Here is a 20,820-nt window from a genome sequence, read left to right as displayed (position 1 = left end):
TTTAGTTTTATATTGTATATACAACTTGAATTGAAAATTTTTATTTGAATCCTTCCTCAAAAGTTGAAAATGCCTCTACCGATGTCTTTCCAAGTCGGTTATGAAGTTCATCCATGGCATTTTCCCAGGCAGGAAGTACCTCTTTCACCTTTTTAATTCCTGTTGGGGTCAGTCCTATTATCGGCCTGTTAATGGCTCCTTTTTTGATTACAAAGCCTTGGTTTATCAATCGTACCAGTATTCTGGTGAGGGAAGACGTTTCAAAATGGAGTGCCTCTGCTACCTCATGTTGTTCCGACATTCCAATTTTATATAACAACATCATGATACTTAGCTGGCTAGGAGTAACGTCATTTTCTTTTAAATGCTTTCGGTAAACGGCATCAATTATCCTGGTCAACCCATTTATTCTGGCCCCTAAACAACTATTTAGTTCATGTTTCATGGTGTAAATATAAAAAAATGTATTGTATATACAACTTAAAAATTAGAGATAGTAATAGATTGAATGATAACAGTCCTATTTGCATCGTCAAGGATATAAATTGTACAGTTTTGGTATTACTGGCTACATGGGAAACTTCCATAACGATGCTGATTTTATGTTTTTGAACGCAGGAGTAATGATAGCAAGATTCGGATTTTAACTTGGATTTTGAACAAAGAACTTTGCTCCAAATCCTGTTTTGATGAAAAAATCAATTTTTGTCTTGATATGCCTGTTTCATTTTACAATCATGGCGCAGCAAATAGATATCAACCAATTTAGTCTGATCGAGACCGCAGAGTTTATCGAGGAACCTAAAGATTTATTGGGACATGTTAAAAACTTGAAACCCGACCACCCAGTTGTATTTGTCACGTTCGAAAAAAGCAGTGGGGAATTATTGGACCATGCAACCATAACCAAAAAGGCGCTTATGGAGATTTTCAGTCGTTCCAATTTTGAACAACGATACTTTGTAGTTCTGATAGATGAAAAGGCGATTTTTTATATGGATTTATAAATTATCACCTACCTCAAATTTTACTAGCTGTTATTATTATTTCATCAAATCCCATAGTCGGGAAGCTGGTAATGGCCTTTTGTGGATACTTGTACCAAGAACCCTCATTTCTGGCATTTGACGACCAACACAATACGATGGTATACTTCTCCAACAATACTTTCCTTCAAAATCTGACCGATGGAAGTAATTCGATGAATTATGGAGGTATGAAGAAGTTTAATCGTGAAGAAATGTGGGTTTGGAAAACCATGTATAGAGGAACTATGGAATGTTTCTACATGTACTTCATTGAAACGACCCTGGAGTGAAAAGAGCAAGAATCGGGTTCTAAAAGGTCAAGAATTGTTCCTCCTTTGCGCCGCAATAACTAAATTCTAGACCAATGAAGAATACTTGTTTGCTTATTTTTTTAGGCTATTCAATAATGGGAATGGGGCAGGACCTTTTTGAACCGTTGCAAACAAAAATGAAAATTTCAGCTACCTATTCTCCACATAAAATAAAGATTGATGGTTATTTGGATGAACCCGTCTGGACCAAAGTGGAACCTATTGGAAACTTTGTCCAAATAGAGCCTAACCAAGGAGAACAAGCGACACACCATACCAAAGTCTGGGTACTCTACAACGAGGAAAATTTATACGTTGCGGCATTTTGTGCTGATAAGGAAGGTCGTAAATCGATAAGGGTGCCCGAGTTGAACCGCGATTTCAATTTTCGTCAGAATGACACCTTCGCGGTTGGTATCGATGGATTCCTTGATGAAAGGAACAGTGTTACCTTGGCCGTTAATCCCTATGGAGCACAAAAAGACTATCTGTCTTATGACGACACTTACTTTGATTCGGATTGGAACGGGTTATGGAAGGTAAGAACACGGATTACGAACGAAGGATGGTACGCGGAATTTGAAATTCCTTGGAAAACCCTGAAATACAAAGCAGCTTCAAACAATGATCAACAATGGGGGGTCAACTTTATACGAATGCATCGAAAATCCAATGAAATATCGGTATGGTCGGTCTATCCACGTTCTTTTGGTTTCAATAGATCGGAATATTTCGGGCTCTTGCAAGATTTTGAGGTTCCCAAACCTAAATCAAATATTCAGGTGAGCCCTTATTTTCTATCGGAATATAGAAAATTCAATACCAATGCGGTTGAAACAAAGGAAGATGCCGACCAGAAGTTGGGACTCGATGTCAGATGGGCCGTTAACCCAACAACTACTATCAATGCAACCGTCAACACTGATTTTGCCCAAGCGGATGCCGATGTCCAAGTGAACAACATTAGCAGGTTTTCCGTTTTCTTTCCCGAAAAAAGACAATTTTTCTTGGAAAATGCGTCGTTGTTTGGAACTGGTCTCTATGAAGATGCAGGCAATATGATCATTGCCCCCTTTTTTAGTAGAAAAATTGGATTGGATGAAAGCGGTGGCCCCATCCCCATGGATTTTGGAATGCGATTGGTGCATCAATCACCGACCGACAGTTATGGGGTCATGGCGATAAAGGAAGGGGGCACCTCTACCCAATCCTCCAGATATAATATGATTGCCAGGTATTCCAAAAATTTTGGAAAATCCAATCGTATCGGAACCCTTTTAACATCCCGATGGGATGACAACGGAACCAATATACTTGGTGGAATAGATGGATTCATGAGGTTCGATTCGGCCAACAGTCTAGGGTTCATGGGGTCCGTCACCCACTCAGGTAACAATGACGATATGGGAGTAGGGGGGCATGTACAATACCGTCACTATTCAAATGCATTGAATGCTTGGTGGACAACGTCTTTTGTTTCCAAAGATTTTGATCCTGCACTTGGGTTTGTTTCAAGAAGTAATGTTCTGGCAACAACTCCTGGAATATTTGCCAATTACAGGGGGAAATATCTACCTTTTAAAAAGTATTGGCGTGCGTTTAAGCCAGGTATAAGGGCAAATTGGTACCATTCTCTATCCAACGGACAACTTTTGGAAAGGGAATTGGCCATCACTCCTATTTGGATCGAAGGACAAAACGGCAATGGGTTCGGTACCATCATTAAATTTATAAAACAAGACCTGCAATCTCCCTTGACATTATTGGGAGAAACCATTGGTCTTGGTAAGTATGGGTATAGCCGATACAATCTTTTTTACGATACGGACCCTTCAAAAAGATTGGCGTTTCGTTCATCATTTGAGTTTGGGGAGTTTTATGACGGCCATCTCCAAAGTTGGAATACGACATTTACATTTGTTCCCATTCCCAATGTCTACCTATCCGCAGATTTGGACAATCATAATTTCAGTGGTCTCGGCACTGATGACAATGTCGGACATATCAACCTGTACACCCTTAGGACAAAATTATATCTAAACCCAAGGATAAGTTTGACGGGTATTTATCAAAAAAACTCCCAATACGATTCCGATTTTTTCAATATTCGTTTTTCATGGGAATACAGTCCGCTTTCATACATCCATTTGGTATTCAATTCAAATCGTACGGATGTATTGACCCAAGACCAGGCCATTGTCAAACTAAGCTTTTTAAAGCAATTCTGACCAGTAAATCAAAGAAGATGAAAGATTTCAGGTTATTTTTGGTAAAGAACAGATTATATGTGTTCATTGGTTACCATGTCTATGTAAACCTAGGTGAAATAGCCTGAAGACTCTTTACATTGCTCCACTAGGAAAACCAGGCTTTTTATAAATGGACAAGTAAGACACTAAATTTTTGGATGAATGTTGATAATACATATCACCCGTTTTTATCTTATTCAAACATAGCGTGTTTCGGATTTTATAGGAGCTTGCAATTTTGGAAATTCGTAGTATAAATTGAATGTTTTGAAAACACAGGCAATAATAAATTATAATCGAATAGCTGAGGCCATCGATTATTTAAAGGAAAATTTTAGAGCTCAGCCCACTTTGGATGAAGTGGCTAAAAAAGTACACTTGAGCCCAGCTCATTTTCAGCGGATGTTCACCCAGTGGGCCGGAACCAGTCCGAAGAAGTTTTTACAATATATTAGTGTGGAACATGCCAAACGATTGTTGTCCGAAGATCAAGCAACGTTGTTCGACACGGCATTTGAGACCGGTTTTTCCAGTACAAGCCGCTTGCACGATCTTTTCATCAACATTGAGGGAATGACTCCGGCTGAATACAAGAATGGAGGCAAGAACCTAGAAATCAATTACAGTTTCGCGGAGAGTCCGTTCGGTTCCTTGGTGGTTGCATCCACTCACAAGGGCATTTGTTATATGGCTTTTGAAAATGGGGAGGAAAAGGGATTGGACGAACTTAAATTGAAGTTCCCACGTGCAACCTTCCAACGAAAATTGGATCTCCAACAACAGAACGCCCTATTCATTTTCCAAAATGACTGGAACAAACTCAATGAAATTAAATTGCACTTGAAAGGAACCGATTTTCAATTGAAAGTATGGGAGAGCCTATTAAAGATTCCCATGGGAAAATTGTCCACGTATGGCAATATTGCCGAACAAATTGGGAACGCCAATGCTTCAAGGGCCGTGGGTACTGCCATTGGAAGCAATCCAGTTGCCTATTTAATACCTTGTCATAGGGTCATTAAATCTTCTGGGGTGTTCGGGGGTTATATGTGGGGATCTACCCGCAAGACCGCTATTATCGGCTGGGAAGGTGCAAAAGTGCGTTTAGAAGCTGACGGCAAATGATAGAACTGATTCAAAAAATAGAACAAACCGACTGGCAAAAGATAGCAGAATCAATGCATCAAAATGGTTATGCCACTATTCCCCGGTTGCTGTCGGACGAGCAATGTGAAAACTTGAAAGCACAATACTCCGACGAAGACCCCTATCGCAAGACCGTGGTAATGGAACGGTACCGGTTCGGGCTGGGTGAATATAAATATTTTGACTACCCATTACCAGAGATCATACAAACCATAAGATCTAGTATCTATCCGCATTTGGCACCAATTGCGAACATTTGGTTCAAAGCATTGAACATTAATGTTCGTTTTCCCTTGGAGCATGCAGAATTATTGAGACAATGCCATGGGAATGGGCAAAAGAAGGCTACCGTTTTGATTTTGAAATATGGTAAAGGAGGTTTCAATACATTGCACCAAGATCTGTACGGTGACATTTATTTTCCCATACAAATCGTTTTATTGCTCGATGAACCGGACAGGGATTTTACTGGGGGTGAATCGGTGTTTACCCAACAAGTTCCGAGAGCCCAGTCCAAAGCAATCGTCATTAAACCGAAGAAAGGGGATGTTTTGATTTTTACAACCAATTTTAAACCTGAAAAGGGGAAAAAGGGCTATTATAGGGTGAACATGAAACATGGTGTGAGTGAAGTAAAAAAAGGTGAGCGGCATGCGCTGGGCATCATTTTTCACGATGCGATCAGTTAGATGATGATACAACATACCGAAGTTACAGATACGGAGTTAAGACGATTGATCCAAAACAAGGAAATTTGTTATGGAGGAAACAGGAAATTGAAAATATATGGATTACTAAGTTGTTCATCGGGCAAGCGAATGAAAAAGAAAAACAGGGTTTTCTTTACCACTGAAGCGGCCGCTCTACAAAATGGGTACCGACCTTGTGGACATTGTATGCGGGAAGCTTATCATAATTGGAAAAATGGATCTATTCAATCAAACGATCGATAAAGGCAGGAATTGGCTGCCATATGATGGAACCGTGAACTATTACGGTAAAATTTTAAGTAAGGAAAGGGCCGACTTCTTTTTTAAAAAATTATTGAAAAACATTGTTTGGCGAAACGATGAAGCCATCATCTTCGGAAAAAAAATAATCACCAAACGAAAAGTGGCTTGGTATGGGGAAAGGCCTTATGAATACACTTATTCCAAAACCACCAAGCGGGCGTTACCTTGGACAAGTGAATTGCTGGCACTAAAACGAATGATAGAAAGAGAAACAGGTGAAACCTTCAATTCCTGTCTTCTTAATCTGTACCATGATGGCACGGAAGGTATGGCTTGGCACAGTGATGGCGAAACGGATTTAAAAAAGAACGGCGCCATCGGTTCTTTGAGTTTTGGGGCGGAACGCAAGTTTGCTTTTAAACACAAAAGGAGCAAGGGAAAGGTGGAACTCCTATTGGAACATGGGAGCCTTATGGTCATGAAAGGCATCACTCAAACCCATTGGCTGCATAGGTTGCCACCCACAAAGAAGGTTCACATGCCAAGAATCAATCTTACTTTCCGAACCATTGTGGAGTAAACACAATGTAGGCTGTCACAAAATACTTCTCTTATTTGTCTTCTTGTCTATGAATGGAGAATAGAGAGTAGTTAACAAATCCTCAACATTGATTGAAAGCCACTTTGACAAATGTGTTTTATGGGAAAGCTGGTGTTTTGGGAGATGTACGACCATAATTTAATGGAGTCACTTAGGTCTGGTCTTTAGCTTAGATTTCCTTACTGTTCACAATGTTATGGAACAAAAACATTTTGATAAAGAATAATGGTGTCTAATTACTTCGTTCTTAATATGTTGATACTATGTTTCTTAAACAACAAATACCCTATATTTTATTTATATTTCAAAGGTCAATTGATAAGTTTGAGCAAAGCATATCGGTTGTTGATGAATTTTCAATTCTAAACGTATTTGGGGGGCTCTGGGTTTTACTTTCTCTACTTTTATTGCTTAAGGTGAGGTCTTATTTGATAATAAACAGCTATATACTATATATCGTATTTGGTATTACATACTTCATTACTCTTTATCGCCTATTCCCGGCAGATGGACAATTTCAAAAGCCTATTGTTTATAGCTTATTGACCTCACTGTTTTTTTTGGGCTTTCCGGTCTTTTTAAGAATACGAGCTCCAGAGAAAGTCCATAACAAAGATGATTTTTCAAACCTGAATAATAAGGCCAAGTATCAGAAAACGGGCTTGTCCGATACATATTCCAAAGAAATAAAAGATAGGCTGGAATATTTAATGGAACGAGAAAAGTTGTTTCTGGACCCTGAACTTCGTCTCGATAAAATTGCTGAGTTATTACATATTTCTAGGCACCATGCTTCTCAGGTCATCAATGAAAATTTTAATATGCATTTTAACGATTACGTCAATACATACAGAATAGAGGAAGTGAAATGCAGGTTGAGCTCCAATTTTCAGAATTCTTCAGTCACCATTTCGGAAATCGCTTATTCATGTGGGTTTAACAATAGGACGTCATTTTATAGAGCATTTAAAAAAATTACAAATCTTTCACCAAAAGAGTATATTCAAAAAGTGAGTTCTTGATATGTTCCGATAATAGTCCTTTGCTTCAACACTTTCAAGAACCTATCAATTTTCTGGATTTTTCAAGGTGTTTTCTGAAGTTCGCAGGGGAAATCTCAATAATCTCGCAACCAACATTACTTTTTATTTTATTGTAACATTGCGAACGTACATCCCGTTTTCATTTCTTTACCCAATAAGTCTTTGTCGGGAGCATTGTAACTAATAGGTTCCTCTATATTAATTAGCTCTTCGGAGATGATGGGTGCTTTTTCAAATGAAGTTTTCTTTTTTTGATCAATCAAATAATTGGTGGTAATCCTATAAACCCAAGTATCGAATTTACTTTTTCCTTCATACCAACTTCAGTTTGGAACCATTTTTATTAAAATTTCTTGAGGTGCATCTTCAGCATAGGTTTTATTCCACAAAAAACGCAGGGACAAATTATAAACTAACCATCAGCGGATTTTATGAGTTTTTCCAGACTTTTTTTATTGCCCTTTTAAGCTGTCTACGACAAGTTGATTTTCCATTCTTTGATTTAATAAAACGGGGTCCCGATCATTGACCCCGTTCCATTTAATTTTTATTCTGATAAAATAGACTCTAATTTAATTAATTCTTCCTTAAGCTGTTCTGTTTGAGCAGCTAAAGTTCCCTCAATTTCCTCTAATGGTACTGGAGGGGCAACCAATACAAAGGAGTAAATGGCCTTCTCGTCCGGACCAATATTTACTCTTGAGTAAGCAACACCAACACTACCATCCGGCATTGTCATATACCAATCTATAGTACCTAATTCCTTATCGATTTTTGTCTCCAAACCAATCTTGAGTTCACCATTGGGAGTTATCAAAAGAGCTGTTTTATCATCAGCTTCCTTAAAAGCCCCTATCCACTTAGGTAAGTTCTTGGGCTCTGCAATAAAGTTAAATATAATTTCTTTTGTTGTTGACAAATTGATACTTTGTACGTCGTGATTCTTGATTTTAATCATGATTCTAAAATTTTAAATAACCAATTCGTTTTGGTTACTTAATATTTGACAGTAAAAAATGAACACTGTGAATTTTTTTATGCTTTTATTTCTACTTCCGTATTATATCAGTCAACGCATAGGTTGTTTATAGAAATCCAAAACACACTTTTACACTTCCCAAATTATACAAATCGATTATTTGATTATCCTTTATTGGAGTCCTTTATTTTAAACTCAACAACAATCTCACGTATACACCAAGCTGTATTTAAGAACCTTGAACATCAAAGGCGATTTATAAAATTCTTTGTTTCTTTTCAAAAAAACTGGATACAATTACCAAGATGGCGGCAGCAAGGGCCATTGTATATCCTCCATCATTAACATATAGGTGCGCGGACAGGGCAAGGACAGAATCAAAGAAGAATCCGGCATATGCCCATTCTTTCAAAGTATCGGATTTTTTAGCCCATATCGCTATTAATCCCAAAACCTTGGCTATGGCCAATGGATAAATGATATATGTCGGATAGCCCAATATGCCAAAATATTTGGAAACCACTTCATAATTGAAGAAATACATTCCTGCCGACATCAGCATTATAGCGGTCAGTAAACCCGTAGCAATAAAATAAATTAATCTGTTTCTTTTTTGATTCACAATTTTGATTTTAAAGTTTTGGCATTCGTTTTTTATGACATCAATGTTAATAATATGAAATACGATTTCGTGTCACGTTACAAAAAAGCCAAAGCCACACCAATGCCGGGCGATCAAATCAAAAGGTTTGACAGGGCGATAAAAGCCTCCTCACCCAACAAAAACCCGACCTGTCCAATATCGGTTGTCTCAATGAAACATTCGTAAGTACGATAGCAGCAAGGGCATTTTAATAATTTATTGAATCAATCGTGATCAGAATTATCGCTAACTCCAATTATCAAACTTATCATTAGCTATAAATAGTCAAGATATTTTGCGATAACTTACGTAATCTTTCTGCATGTTTTTAAGTTTATTTGTTTTCTTCTGTATCGGTTTTTTGGTTTGAACACTGCATCCATAAAGTCGCTTTCATACAATTTAACTGAATGGAAAAGTATCTGGACACATAGTATTCGCATAACTTATCGGATTTTACAAAAAACAACCGAATGTTCATGAAATATATAAGAGGCAAATGGAAATAGGTCATCTTAATCCACCTTGCCCAAGAAAATCAAGGTTGAACGACCTTCTATTATCGACCAGAGCTTTCACTTGTAAAAATGAATCTCAATATACCTATCCCATCCTATGGGGAGCGCTGTGGATCACCGGTGTGTACTTGATAAAAGGATTTGTAATGGGGACAATGGGAATAAAAGAAAGACTCTGGACAGCGATGGTCACATCATATATAAGGGCCATTTTTGGATAAAACGGCCTTAACCGTTCTTGCCAATGCATTTTTTCATCAATGAAAGTGCCCTTTTGGAAGGTTCGATCTGATAGGTCGTCCGTATGCGCTCCATTTCCCTTTCAATCCCATTCCAAAACCTGGCCTCGGAAATATTACCCTCCTTATGGTTGGCCAAGGCCAATAACCATTTAAAATAGGGGAACGAAACATAATTTTTCAAGAACTGTGACTCCCGATCGATCAAGTTGAACCTTCGTATGGTCTTTTTTACCTTCAGGAATTCCCCCAATTGGGCCAAAGTCTCCATATAGGTCCTAAAGAATTTGTTCCAATTGTGTTCCAAAATATCCTTTTCGTACATGGAAAGCCTGTTTTCTGCGTACTGCTTGGAATTTAGATACTGCCCATTGTCGTTATAACACTTCATCAAAGATGAAATGAACAGGGTCCGGTTGTACTTATTGGACATTTGTCGGGCAAATGGTCTGGCTTTGATCAAAAGGCTGAGAGCCTCTTCTGATCTTCCCAATTTGGAGAGGTTGAAGCAATAATTGTTCAGGTACATGATATAATCGTTCCCCTGCTCGCTTATGGACAACCTTCCATAGTACAAGGCCTGATCGTACTGCTTCAGTTTCATTAGGATGAGTTGTTTGTTGCCATAATAATTGAACAGAAGTTTTTTGGAATAATAGGAGCCGTCCTCCAATTGAGGCTCCAATTCAATATAATAGGCAAGTACCTCTTCAAGGGCGTCATTTTTAAGCAATGCTACATAGCTCAACAATATAAGGGTCTGGTAGCGGTTATAGCCGTCAAGGTTTTGGTCGTTCCACAATCTGGTCAACCAGGATATCCACTTCATGGAGTTTGGTGAGATCTTTAAATTATGGTAGTCCGTAACTATGTCAACTGTGGCTTGGGTCATACGATTGCCTACTTCCTTGCACCTGACATAATCATCATGGTAGTCATGGACAAATTTATGGATCAATTCATAATCGTTGAGCCTTACCCGAACCAAAAGAAACATGAGATAGTTTTTCACTACCTCATAAAAACGGATGAAGTGAAAATGGTGCGGCCGGTACTGTTTGATCAATTTCAGGAGTTCATTTTCCTCATCCGAAGAAATGGTGTCCGTTTTGATCCGAATATCAAAATAATTGAGCCGTTCGTAAAATTGATCGGTACAAAATCCATCCAAACGCGACTGCATCCAATGCATTAGGTGCGAATATTTTCGCTTGTCAATCTTTGGATCAAAACACCTCTTACCATCCTTATTGCATACCTTATGGTAGAGAACGTCGAAAATGTCGGCGCGTTCCCGATCTTGGAACTGTTTCACGTTGTCCAAGAGAATTACCTCGTGGGGCAACAACGATTCCGCAAAGGTCTGGAATTTGTTAAGTTTCATACATCAAAATGCTTTAATTCAAGTCAATTCTCCAGGCCCAGTATTGTTGTTTCGGATAGGGTTACATTACCAACCCTCCATCTACACTGATCACAGCACCATTAATGAAGTTGGCTTCATCCGAAGACAAGAACAAATAGGCATTGGCAATATCCTCAGGGGTGCCCATTCTGCCAAGCGGTGTTTTTTCCTCCAGGCCCTTGATCACTTTTTCAGGAATAGTCCCTACCATTTCTGTGGCAATGAACCCAGGAGCCACGGCATTCACACAGATGCCCTTTCGTCCCAATTCCCGTGCCCATACCTTGGTCATGCCGATTACCCCTGATTTTGTGGCCACATAATTGGTCTGTCCAAAATTTCCGTAGAGGCCCACTATGGATGCGGCATTTAGAATTCGACCACTTCCTCGTTCTGCCATATGTTCAGCAACGGCTTGCGTACAGTTGAAAACCCCGGTAAGATTCACATCGATCACCGTTTTCCATTGTTCCGGGGTCATTTTTTTGAGTGTGGCGTCCCGTGTGATCCCCGCATTGTTAATCAAGATGTCGATATGCCCATGGGCTTTCACGACTTCGGAAATGGCAGGGTCCAAGGAAGCCCTATCCACGGTGTCCACCTTTTGAAAATGAAAGGGCATCCCTTTGTACGTGTTATATAGGCTATCTGCCGCTTTGGCGTCGATGTCCCAACAAATCACTGTTGCACCTTCCTCCAAGAATTTTTTAACGGTAGCTTTACCTATCCCCTTGGCACCACCTGTAATGATGGCGATTTTGTCCTTTAGTCGTTCCATAAATTTGAGTTTTGCATAAAGCTAATGCATAATCAGGGTTAAAGAACTGCCATTATTTTACATAGTTAATATTGACATTTTGTAATTAAATTGTATTAACAACTGTATATCAATAAGTTAAATTTAATTTATAAGCTATTGACTATTCTATTTTATTTATCAAAATATAAGCTCATTGCGTATTTTTTGTTTAAAAGAACATCAAAATATCCAAAAATAGGTATAAACACCTTATAAAGTCAATGGCAACAATCTTTATTTCCTTGAATTCTTATTGAATAAAAAAAATAATATTTAAATGAGATATTCATATAAAATACGATTGAATATTATTAAATACTTATTCTTTTAACCTCTAAAAAACGTATTCTAAGGTAATGTCGAACTCCTATCAAATAACTACGTTGACCGTCCTTCTTGGGTTTGTATCCATTCTCTTTTATTTGGTATTTAAGTCAAGGGTTTCCACCAATAGCTTGGAAGTATACGCTGTAGGGAACAAATCGTTTTCATCCATCTCCGTGGCACTTTCATTGGCGGCTTCGATAACCAGTGCTGCGACTTTTATTATAAATCCAGGTTTTATAGCCCTATATGGCTTGAGTGCCTTTATTGCCTTTGGCGTGGTCATGCCATTGGCCATATACGGGGCACTGATCATTTTCATTAAGCGCTTTAGAAAATATGGTATGGATGTAAAGTCCATATCCATTGCAGATTGGGTAGGTAAACGATATGACTCTCGTTTTCTTAAAATCCTATTTGGGTTTTTAAGTATGTTATTGATCACTTTCATTGTTTTGATATGCGTTGGAATGACCAAGGTGGTATCGAAGGCATTGAATGCCAATGAGCTTTCCATACTTATTATTATCGTGGCAGTAGTATTTACCTATATGATGATTGGTGGAGCCAACACCATGGTCTACACCAACTCGGTGCAGGCCATTTTAATGATTGTGGTCGCGGTTCTTCTTTTAGGTTCTGGAGCTTATTTACTTTTTAAGACTGGAGATGATGGCATCATCAACCGTTTGAATGAAATAGACCCTGCACTCACTCAGACATTCAACAAACAAAGTCCATTGTTTCGGGATTTCTTCGAGGTAGTGGTCTGCAACACCATTGTTGGCATTGCCATTGTTTGTCAACCCCATATTTTGACCAAATCGCTATTGATAAAGAAAGATTCGCAGGTTAATAAATTCTTATTATATACAGTACTTGTCCTGTTATTATTTTTCTCAGTGGTTTTTGTAGGCATCTATGCCAGAATAAGCTTCCCTGATTTAATGTACAATGGTGCCAAGTTAAATATGGACGACATTGTTTCAGCCTATGTGCTTAACCGATTCCCAGTTTATGTGGGCATTGTGGTGATCTTGGGCCTTCTGGCTGCAGGATTGTCCACTTTGGAAGGGTTGATTCAGTCCATACCGACCACCATCACCAACGATTTTGTAATGCCTTTGACCAAAATGGCAAACCTAAATACAGCTCCGATGAAAATCAATAAAGTACTGACCGTAATCGTAGGGATAATTGCCATTCTATTGTCGTATGATCAATTGGTGAACCCAAGTTTGAGTGTGGGAATTTTTGCCCAAAACGGGGTGTATGCCTTTTTCTCAGCAGCATTTGTTCCCGTATTCTTTGGCATTTTCACCAAAACCCAAAACAAATGGATTCCCATTGCTGCTTCCCTAGTGGCCATCACCACTCACTTTAGTGTGTACTATTTGGAACTGACGCCTTATATGGAGGGCATGGCTGTGAAGAATCCAGCCATAGCGTCGGCGCTTGCACTGATTTTATCCACCGTTATGGGTTTGGCCATCTACGCCATAAAACCCATGAACAAAAAAGTACAGAAATATGCCAACGCTTAAAAACATTATTCAGAGGAGGTGGCAGTGGACCCTTATGGGTATTCTTGCCTTGACTTTTATTCAATACAGTATGGGACAAGATATTGCATCCAAGAAAATAAGCCTTCCGAATCAAAATTTGGAGATTCATTACCAACAAGCGGGTCATGGAAAAGCAAAATGGGTTTTGATTCATGGACTGGGCAGTTACTCCAAGGCGTATATCAAAATATTATCCGACTTGCCCAAACATGTGGAGGCCTATGCTTTGGACCTTCCCGGATTTGGTGATACCCCATTAAATGGAACAACCATTACCATGGAAAATTATGCCGCGGTTGTAGACGGGTTTATTAAAGAACTTGGACTGAAAAATGTGGTTTTGGCAGGACACTCCATGGGAGGTCAAGTTGCCATAACAGCTGCCATTCAACAACCCAAATGGTTAAAAAGTTTGGTGCTTTTTGCTCCCGCTGGCATTGAACGATTCACAGAAAAGGACCACGCTTGGTTCGAGGCCGTTGCCACCGAATCGCTTTATCTGAATTTGACGGACGAGCAGATTCGTCAAAACTTCAATGTAAACTTCTATGGCATGCAACTCCCGGAAGATGCAGAGTTCATGTACCAAGACCGTATAAGAATAAAAGAGGACTCTGAAACCTATAAAACCTATTGCTCCACTACAGTTTCGAGCATAAAAGCAATGCTTTCGGGTCCTGTTTACGACCAAATTGGTCAAATTAAGGTACCGACTCTGGTGCTTTTTGGAAAGAATGACCTTTTGATTCCCAATAAAATTCTTCATCCTGATTTAACCATTGCCCAATTAATGGAAACCCTTCAAAACGATTATCCAACAACTACAAACAAACTACTGGATGAAGCGGGACATTTTATCATCTGGGACCAGTCAGAAAAGGTTGTGGAAGAGATTGAAAAATTTACAGATACACACAAATAATTAATTAACTAAACTTAACAAACAATGAGACTTTTACAGACACTATTAGTATTGTTCATGGGCGTTACAGGGCTTTTTGCTCAAGATATTGCTATAAGCGGTACCGTTACCGATGAGGAAGGAAATCCTCTTGAAGGTGCCAGCGTGTATGTGGCCGAAATCAGTGTTGGTACTACAACCGATGCCAGTGGACGCTACGAATTATTATTAAAAGAAGGAAAACACATTATCCAATTTTCATACATTGGATTTGCACAAGTAGCCAGACCTATTACTTTGGGAGCTAGTGGAATGACAATTGATGTTAGTTTACAGGCCAGTATGAGCCTGGACGAGGTGGTCATCGTGTCTGGATCCAAAAAGGCCGAAAAAATTACGAATTCACCAGCTACTGTAGTAACCATCTCACCCAGACAAATTAATGAGTATGCAGGTAATCCAGCTGAACTATTGGCAAGAAAAAAAGGGATTGATTATTTCAGGGCCGGTATTGCCACACCTGCATTCAATGTTCGTGGGTTCAATTCCAACTTTAACTCCAAGAACCTTCAAGTTGCGGATGGCCGTATTTCAAACCTGATTGCCACTGGACTTCCAATGGGGCCTTTAACAACCACCATCAAAGAGGACATTGAGCAAATAGAGGTTGTTTTAGGACCTAATGCTACACTTTATGGGCCAAATGCCCATAATGGTTTATTGAATACCATCACAAAAGACCCAAGAAGATACGAAGGCACCACCATCGCCACCAATTTGGGTGTGAACAGCGATGGCTATGGCTACTATTCTGGAAGACTACGTTTTGCCAAAAAACTGAGTGATAAATGGGCCATTAAGGCCACTGGGGAATACACCAAGGCCACAGAATTCATTTATGCTGATTCTGTATATATCGACAGGGACTTGAACGGTATCAAGGAAGGATATCCAGAATATGACTTGGACAACGACGTTAAGTTTTTCAAGACCGAAGCCAGCGCTTATTTTTCTCCAACCGAGGGCACTGACCTTATCGCTACCTATGGACATAGCAACAGCACCTATTTGGCTCCTACCAATGTGGGAAGAAACCAGATTGTGGATTGGAGAATCACCTTTGGTCAATTGAGGTTCAAAACAAGTAATTTCTTTGCCCAGGTGTATTATACCCAAAGTAAAACGGATGACACCTATGCCATTGATGAGCGTACCAAACAATATTATAGAGGAATAGATGCTGGCCTTACCGAAGAAGAAGCCTCAGGAGAGTTTTCGTATGCAAGTGGTGCTTTGTTTATTGACGATTCCAAGCGTTGGAATGCAGAAATTCAATATTCCAACACTCTTTTTGATGACAAATTGGAATTTGTAACAGGTCTTCAATGGCAATTGGACAAGGCCAATAGCCATGGTACCTACCTGCTCGATGAAGATGAGGACGATTATATCGATGTCTCGCAAGTGGGGGGGTATCTTCATTTGGATTATGATTTTGGAGGAGGGTTCCGAGGAATAGCCGCGACCCGAATCGACAACCATGAAATCTATGGGACCAATTTTGTTCCAAAATTGGGGGTACTCAAAGCGTTCAATAAGGGAACATTGCGCTTTACTTATGGGCAAGGTATCGCCGCTCCCACGATTCTCAACCTGTACGGGGATCTTTTCGCCGGTTTGATCTTGGGTAACTCCGATGGGTTTACCTTGAGTGATGGCTCTATGGTTCCTTCTCAAGGAGTTGAAAAAGTGGACACTTATGAAATCGGATATCGAGGCTCCTTGACACCAAAATTGTACGGAGATTTTAATGCGTATTATAACATCAACAAAGATTTTCTAAGTCCAGTTACCGTTATCGGCATTGCAACGCACCGTGGTGACACTCCGATTGAAGAAGTTCAATCAGGTTATGCGTTCTATAACGGTTTGGTAGCAACCTACATCAACTTTGGACGCGTAAACACCTATGGTGCCGATTTGGCATTGACTTACAGCATTTCTCCTAAATGGAGTGCCACGGCAAATTATTCTTACTTCGACTATTCATTTGATGAAAACGATACTGATAATGATTTTAATGGCGACGGAAATGTTGACTTTTTGGATTTCTTGATCAATGCGCCAACCAATAAAATCGGAATGGGCATAAACTATAGTGGGGATAAATTCTTTGGAGGCGTATTCAGCAGATGGGTAGAAGAATACAACTATTTCTCAAGCTACCAAATTGCTTCAGAAACATTACCGGGGTACACCTATAGAGGAACTCCTATAGTTGAGAATGCAAGAAGTACTGACTCCTATAACTACGGACCATTGGGAGGCTTTGTAACCTTCGATCTTAACTTTGGTTACCACTTTAATAAAAGCTTTACGCTTTCGTTTGCCGCAACTAACCTGTTCAATACGGAAATGAGGGAGTTCACTGCAACTCCTCCAACTGGTGGACTATACGTACTAGAAGCAAAACTGAACTTGGATTAATAAAACAGTCAAATAGCATAGATGAAAAATGCAAAGATTATATCCTCGGGAATGTATGTTCCCGATGACGTATATACCAATGCCTATTTTAACGAGCTTCTAGGTGAAGATGTAGACACCTGGTTACGGGAGAATGTGGAAATTTTTGAGCGCAGATGGTGCAAAGAAGGAGAGTCTACAGCCGACCTTTGCCAAAAAGCAGCCAATACTGCTCTTAAAAATGCAGGGATGAAGGCATCAGAGCTCGACCTGCTCATTATTGCCACCGATACCCCAGAATATATTTCTCCTTCCACTGCTTCCGTGGTGCAACATAGAATTGGAGCGGTTAATGCAGGTACCTTTGACCTAAATTCGGCCTGTGCAGGATTTGTTACCGCTACCGAAACTGCAGCGCATTACATTAAAAGTGGCGGACTCCACAAAATAATGGTGATCGGTGCCTACGGCATGAGCAAATATTTGGACAAAATGGATAAGAAAACGGTTACCCTTTTTGCTGATGGTGCTGGGGCGGTCATCATGACCTCAACAGAAGAAAAAAACAAAGGTCACCAAACGGGAAAATTAATTTCCAAAGGAGAATATGCCGATTGGATGGGCATTTATGCTGGCGGAACCAAATATCCCACAAATCATCAGGTCATTGATCGCAAAGACCATCAACTAAAATTTGTCAAGAAATTTCCACCTGAACTCAATCCGCAAATGTGGAGTATGATGGCCCATCAATTGGCAGACAATATAAACATTTCTGTTTCGGAAGTTGACCAATTCCTCATTACACAAATCAATATAAATGCCATCCGAGAGACCTTAAAAATTCTAGGTGTTCCAGAAGACAAAGCCTACACGGTGATGCATCATTACGGTTATACGGGTTCTGCCTGTATTCCGATGGCATTTCATAAGGCTTGGGAAAATCAAAAAATAAAAGAAGGCGATACCTTATTCTTTATTGGATCTGGAGGTGGATTGGCCTTTGCCGCAAATGCTTTTATACTGTAACTTTAGCATATTATGGTCAACACCTTCGATTGGTTTAATAAATGGTCGGGCTATACCCCGGATAAAGTAGCACTCAAGGATGCCGAAACCGGCAAAACCCTAACCTATGCCCAAATCAACAATGCAGCGAACAGCATTGCTTTTTATCTAAAAGACAAACATCAACTTGGCAAAGGAGATAGAATTGCCATTATTGCTGAAAACGATTTAACCCAAGTGTTACTTTTTGGAGCGGCACAAAAAATGGGGGTTATTTTGGTGCCCATCAATTATCGCTTAGCGCATACAGAAGTAGAATTTTTATTAAAGGATTCCGATTCTTCGTTGGTTCTTTATGATGAAAATTGCTATGATGTGCGTGCCTTAAAATATAAGGCAAAATACGAGCCTATTGCATCTTTCATTCATTTTGTAGATGATGAAGGGCCCAACTATTCAGAGCAATTGCATGAAGAGGATCCCATATTTATTTTATATACCAGCGGTACCACTGGATTTCCTAAAGGAGCGCTGTACACCCACAAAATGCTGTTTTGGAACAGCATCAATACGGCAATGAGCTTGGTCATCGGCAGTGATACCAAGACATTGAACTGTATGCCCCTATTCCATACCGGCGGTTGGAACGTGTTGTTGACCCCGGTACTCCATCATGGGGGCACTGTTATCATTTTCAAAAAGTTTGATGCCGCAAAGGTGCTCAAAGCCATAGTGAAGGAGAAATTGAACCTGTTTATGGGGGTGCCTACCATGTTGAAAATGATTGCGGAACTACCTGAATTTGATCATGAAGATATCGGCTTTCTGAACTACATCATTGTGGGCGGTGAAAGTATGCCCATACCATTGATCAGAAAGTTCCACGAAAAAAAGGTCCCTATCCGGCAAGGGTATGGCCTAACGGAGGTTGGGCCTAACCTCACATCCCTTCATCAGCGGGACGCTGAACGAAAACAAGGTTCCATTGGAAAGCCAAATTTTTATGTAAAGGTCAGGGTGGTGGACGATTTTGGGAAAGAGGTCTCCACCAATGAACAAGGAGAACTATGGATATCCGGCCCCATGGTTACCCCCGGATATTGGCACAACCCCGAGGGGACTGAAGACAGTCAAGAAAATGGTTGGTTGAAGACCGGGGACGTGGCCAAAATGGATGACGAAGGATTCCTTTACATCGTAGACAGAAAAAAACACATGTACATCAGTGGAGGCGAAAATGTGTATCCAGTTGAAATAGAGCGGGTATTGTTGCAGCACGAGGCTGTCAAGGAAGCCGTTGTATTCGGCATTCCCCATGAAAAATGGGGTGAAAGCGGTGCAGCACTGATTGTGAAGAACAGCGAGACCACCCTAGCGGAAATACAAAAGTATTGCCTTGAAAGATTGGCCAAGTTCAAGGTGCCTTCCAAAATTCGTTTTATTGATTCCATTCCCAAAGGAGATACGGGTAAGATAGACCGGATGAAATTAAAGGACCAACTCCTGTCCCAAGATGCCCCTTGGGAGGACAAAGAAAGATTTTAGACCATACCGTTGACACTTTATAAGGGGATGCCCATTTAAAATCAAAATGGCCGTAATGTGCAGTGGAATCCGGAATAAAACGGATTACGAACCATTGTCCTGTTATTCTTACGGAAAGCATTTTATTTTCCAAGATACTTTCAAAATAAGAATGCCCATCTGTTTGTGGAACATCTTGGGGATTTATATCATACAATAGGTACATAAACATTTTAAATATATCACCCATTTGTTCAATTTTCAAGGTTCCATTATTGTATAATTGAAGTGTGGTATCAAATTCCACCACGTCCAAATCGGGATCGGGATCATGGTTTCTTCCACCAATCCAATAAGAATGTTTCAACACATAGGTCAGTAAAAATTTTTGAGCCACTTTAGGCAATGACCACTACCTCATGCTTACCCACTCCTAAACTTTTGTTTATGGTAACAGAACATATGGCTTCCCGTTTCTTTATTCTGCCTCATAGACCACTTGTATTGAATAGATGTATTCCCCTACGGGACGGTCATAGAAAATGGAAGTTTCTACTTGTTGGCCCACATATTGGTTATCCTCAATGGTTAGGATGCGTACAATTTTTTTATCAAGGGCCGAGGCTATGGCAATTGCCTTGGCTTTTGCATCTTTCAGTGCTACCTCATACAGTTTTTTCAATTCCTTAGCATCGATTTCCAGAACGGCGACGGTATTCAATCTTTGCAATCCCAGGGACTTTATCCTTAAGAAAGTCCTCATTTTTTCGATTGAGGTCGTAGTAAATTCATATACGGAACCTTCTTTATCATATCCCATGGTCTCAAAGCCAAATTCATAAGGTGTTTCCTTGATTTCTTCCCATCCGATACCTTTGGATTCCAATGCTTTTTTGTAATGGGATTTCAATTGTTCCAAATCCATACCATCTGAACCATAGCTGGAATATGCCGGACTCAATGACATTGTGACCTTGTAGGTGGGGGAGGAGTCCGCATGAACTGCCCTTCCACTTACTTTGATGGTGGTGTTTTCTTGGGATAGCCCCAAAAAGGGCAATAGTGCCCATAAGAGGTAGAATAGATGTTTCATAATGATAGTGATAAAACCCCAGCAT

Annotated in this window: 18 protein-coding genes; 12 read left to right on the top strand and 6 right to left on the bottom strand. The window is 39.8% G+C overall.

All coding sequences use genetic code 11. The annotated features are described in order from the left end of the window. Nucleotides 1–40: 40 nt before the first annotated feature. A complete protein-coding gene (locus ACQQ5U_RS12285) occupies nt 41–445 on the bottom strand; it encodes a MarR family winged helix-turn-helix transcriptional regulator (protein WP_437397913.1) in 405 nt (134 codons plus the stop codon). A gap of 244 nt (nt 446–689) precedes the next feature. Between ACQQ5U_RS12285 and ACQQ5U_RS12280 the strand changes: the two genes are divergently transcribed. The 7 genes from ACQQ5U_RS12280 to ACQQ5U_RS12250 all read left to right on the top strand — a co-directional run bounded on the left by ACQQ5U_RS12280 (nt 690) and on the right by ACQQ5U_RS12250 (nt 7,310). Next, nucleotides 690–1,007, top strand: coding sequence for a hypothetical protein (locus tag ACQQ5U_RS12280; protein WP_437397911.1), 318 nt, complete (start codon nt 690–692; stop codon nt 1,005–1,007). 385 nt (nt 1,008–1,392) lie between these two features. Beyond that, a complete protein-coding gene (locus tag ACQQ5U_RS12275; protein WP_437397909.1) occupies nt 1,393–3,567 on the top strand; it encodes a DUF5916 domain-containing protein in 2,175 nt (724 codons plus the stop codon). 288 nt (nt 3,568–3,855) lie between these two features. Then, nucleotides 3,856–4,713, top strand: coding sequence for a methylated-DNA--[protein]-cysteine S-methyltransferase (locus tag ACQQ5U_RS12270; RefSeq protein WP_437397908.1), 858 nt, complete (start codon nt 3,856–3,858; stop codon nt 4,711–4,713). Beyond that, the gene (locus ACQQ5U_RS12265) at nt 4,710–5,423 is read left to right on the top strand and encodes a 2OG-Fe(II) oxygenase (RefSeq protein WP_437397906.1); all 714 of its coding nucleotides are present in this window, start codon (nt 4,710–4,712) and stop codon (nt 5,421–5,423) included. The genes ACQQ5U_RS12270 and ACQQ5U_RS12265 overlap by 4 nt, the downstream gene beginning before the upstream one ends. Beyond that, nucleotides 5,424–5,687 (top strand): Ada metal-binding domain-containing protein, encoded by a 264-nt coding sequence (locus tag ACQQ5U_RS12260; RefSeq protein WP_437397904.1) that lies wholly within the window; start codon nt 5,424–5,426, stop codon nt 5,685–5,687. It begins immediately after the preceding gene. Next, a complete protein-coding gene (locus ACQQ5U_RS12255) occupies nt 5,659–6,267 on the top strand; it encodes an alpha-ketoglutarate-dependent dioxygenase AlkB family protein (protein ID WP_437397902.1) in 609 nt (202 codons plus the stop codon). Before ACQQ5U_RS12260 ends, ACQQ5U_RS12255 begins: the two co-directional genes overlap by 29 nt. Before the next feature lie 563 nt (nt 6,268–6,830). After that, on the top strand, nt 6,831–7,310 hold the full coding sequence (locus tag ACQQ5U_RS12250; protein WP_437397900.1) for a helix-turn-helix domain-containing protein: 480 nt from the start codon (nt 6,831–6,833) through the stop codon (nt 7,308–7,310). Nucleotides 7,311–7,878: 568 nt separating this feature from the next. Here ACQQ5U_RS12250 and ACQQ5U_RS12245 read toward each other — a convergent pair. The 4 genes from ACQQ5U_RS12245 to ACQQ5U_RS12230 form a co-directional block, all read right to left on the bottom strand. Beyond that, nucleotides 7,879–8,289 carry a hypothetical protein gene (locus ACQQ5U_RS12245; RefSeq protein ID WP_437397898.1) on the bottom strand — a complete coding sequence of 137 codons (411 nt, stop codon included), beginning with the start codon at nt 8,287–8,289 and terminating at the stop codon, nt 7,879–7,881. A 277-nt stretch (nt 8,290–8,566) separates the two neighbouring features. Continuing rightward, entirely contained in the window at nt 8,567–8,932 is a 366-nt protein-coding gene (locus ACQQ5U_RS12240) for a DoxX family protein (protein ID WP_437397896.1), read from the bottom strand. Nucleotides 8,933–9,699: 767 nt separating this feature from the next. Next, the gene (locus ACQQ5U_RS12235; RefSeq protein ID WP_437397894.1) at nt 9,700–11,094 is read right to left on the bottom strand and encodes a hypothetical protein; all 1,395 of its coding nucleotides are present in this window, start codon (nt 11,092–11,094) and stop codon (nt 9,700–9,702) included. A gap of 61 nt (nt 11,095–11,155) precedes the next feature. Next, the gene (locus ACQQ5U_RS12230) at nt 11,156–11,893 is read right to left on the bottom strand and encodes a beta-ketoacyl-ACP reductase (protein ID WP_437397892.1); all 738 of its coding nucleotides are present in this window, start codon (nt 11,891–11,893) and stop codon (nt 11,156–11,158) included. Nucleotides 11,894–12,270: 377 nt separating this feature from the next. On the opposite strand from ACQQ5U_RS12230, the gene ACQQ5U_RS12225 reads away from it, so the two are divergent. The 5 genes from ACQQ5U_RS12225 to menE are packed head-to-tail and all read left to right on the top strand — an operon-like array spanning nt 12,271 to nt 19,723. Then, a complete protein-coding gene (locus tag ACQQ5U_RS12225) occupies nt 12,271–13,782 on the top strand; it encodes a sodium:solute symporter family transporter (protein ID WP_437397890.1) in 1,512 nt (503 codons plus the stop codon). Next, a complete protein-coding gene (locus ACQQ5U_RS12220; RefSeq protein ID WP_437397888.1) occupies nt 13,769–14,725 on the top strand; it encodes an alpha/beta fold hydrolase in 957 nt (318 codons plus the stop codon). The genes ACQQ5U_RS12225 and ACQQ5U_RS12220 overlap by 14 nt, the downstream gene beginning before the upstream one ends. 24 nt (nt 14,726–14,749) lie before the next feature. After that, nucleotides 14,750–17,191 (top strand): TonB-dependent receptor, encoded by a 2,442-nt coding sequence (locus tag ACQQ5U_RS12215; protein ID WP_437397886.1) that lies wholly within the window; start codon nt 14,750–14,752, stop codon nt 17,189–17,191. A gap of 21 nt (nt 17,192–17,212) precedes the next feature. Next, nucleotides 17,213–18,199 (top strand): 3-oxoacyl-ACP synthase III family protein, encoded by a 987-nt coding sequence (locus ACQQ5U_RS12210; protein WP_437397885.1) that lies wholly within the window; start codon nt 17,213–17,215, stop codon nt 18,197–18,199. 12 nt (nt 18,200–18,211) lie between these two features. After that, nucleotides 18,212–19,723, top strand: a complete 1,512-nt coding sequence (menE, locus tag ACQQ5U_RS12205; RefSeq protein ID WP_437397883.1) for an o-succinylbenzoate--CoA ligase — start codon at nt 18,212–18,214, stop codon at nt 19,721–19,723. Nucleotides 19,724–20,180: 457 nt separating this feature from the next. Here menE and ACQQ5U_RS12200 read toward each other — a convergent pair whose 3' ends face one another. Next, nucleotides 20,181–20,795 (bottom strand): SIMPL domain-containing protein, encoded by a 615-nt coding sequence (locus ACQQ5U_RS12200; RefSeq protein ID WP_437397881.1) that lies wholly within the window; start codon nt 20,793–20,795, stop codon nt 20,181–20,183. Nucleotides 20,796–20,820 lie beyond the last annotated feature (25 nt).

Source organism: Flagellimonas lutimaris (assembly GCF_051494225.1).
Taxonomy (GTDB): Bacteria; Bacteroidota; Bacteroidia; order Flavobacteriales; family Flavobacteriaceae; genus Flagellimonas; species Flagellimonas lutimaris_A.
This window is presented reverse-complemented; position numbering and strand designations above follow the sequence as displayed.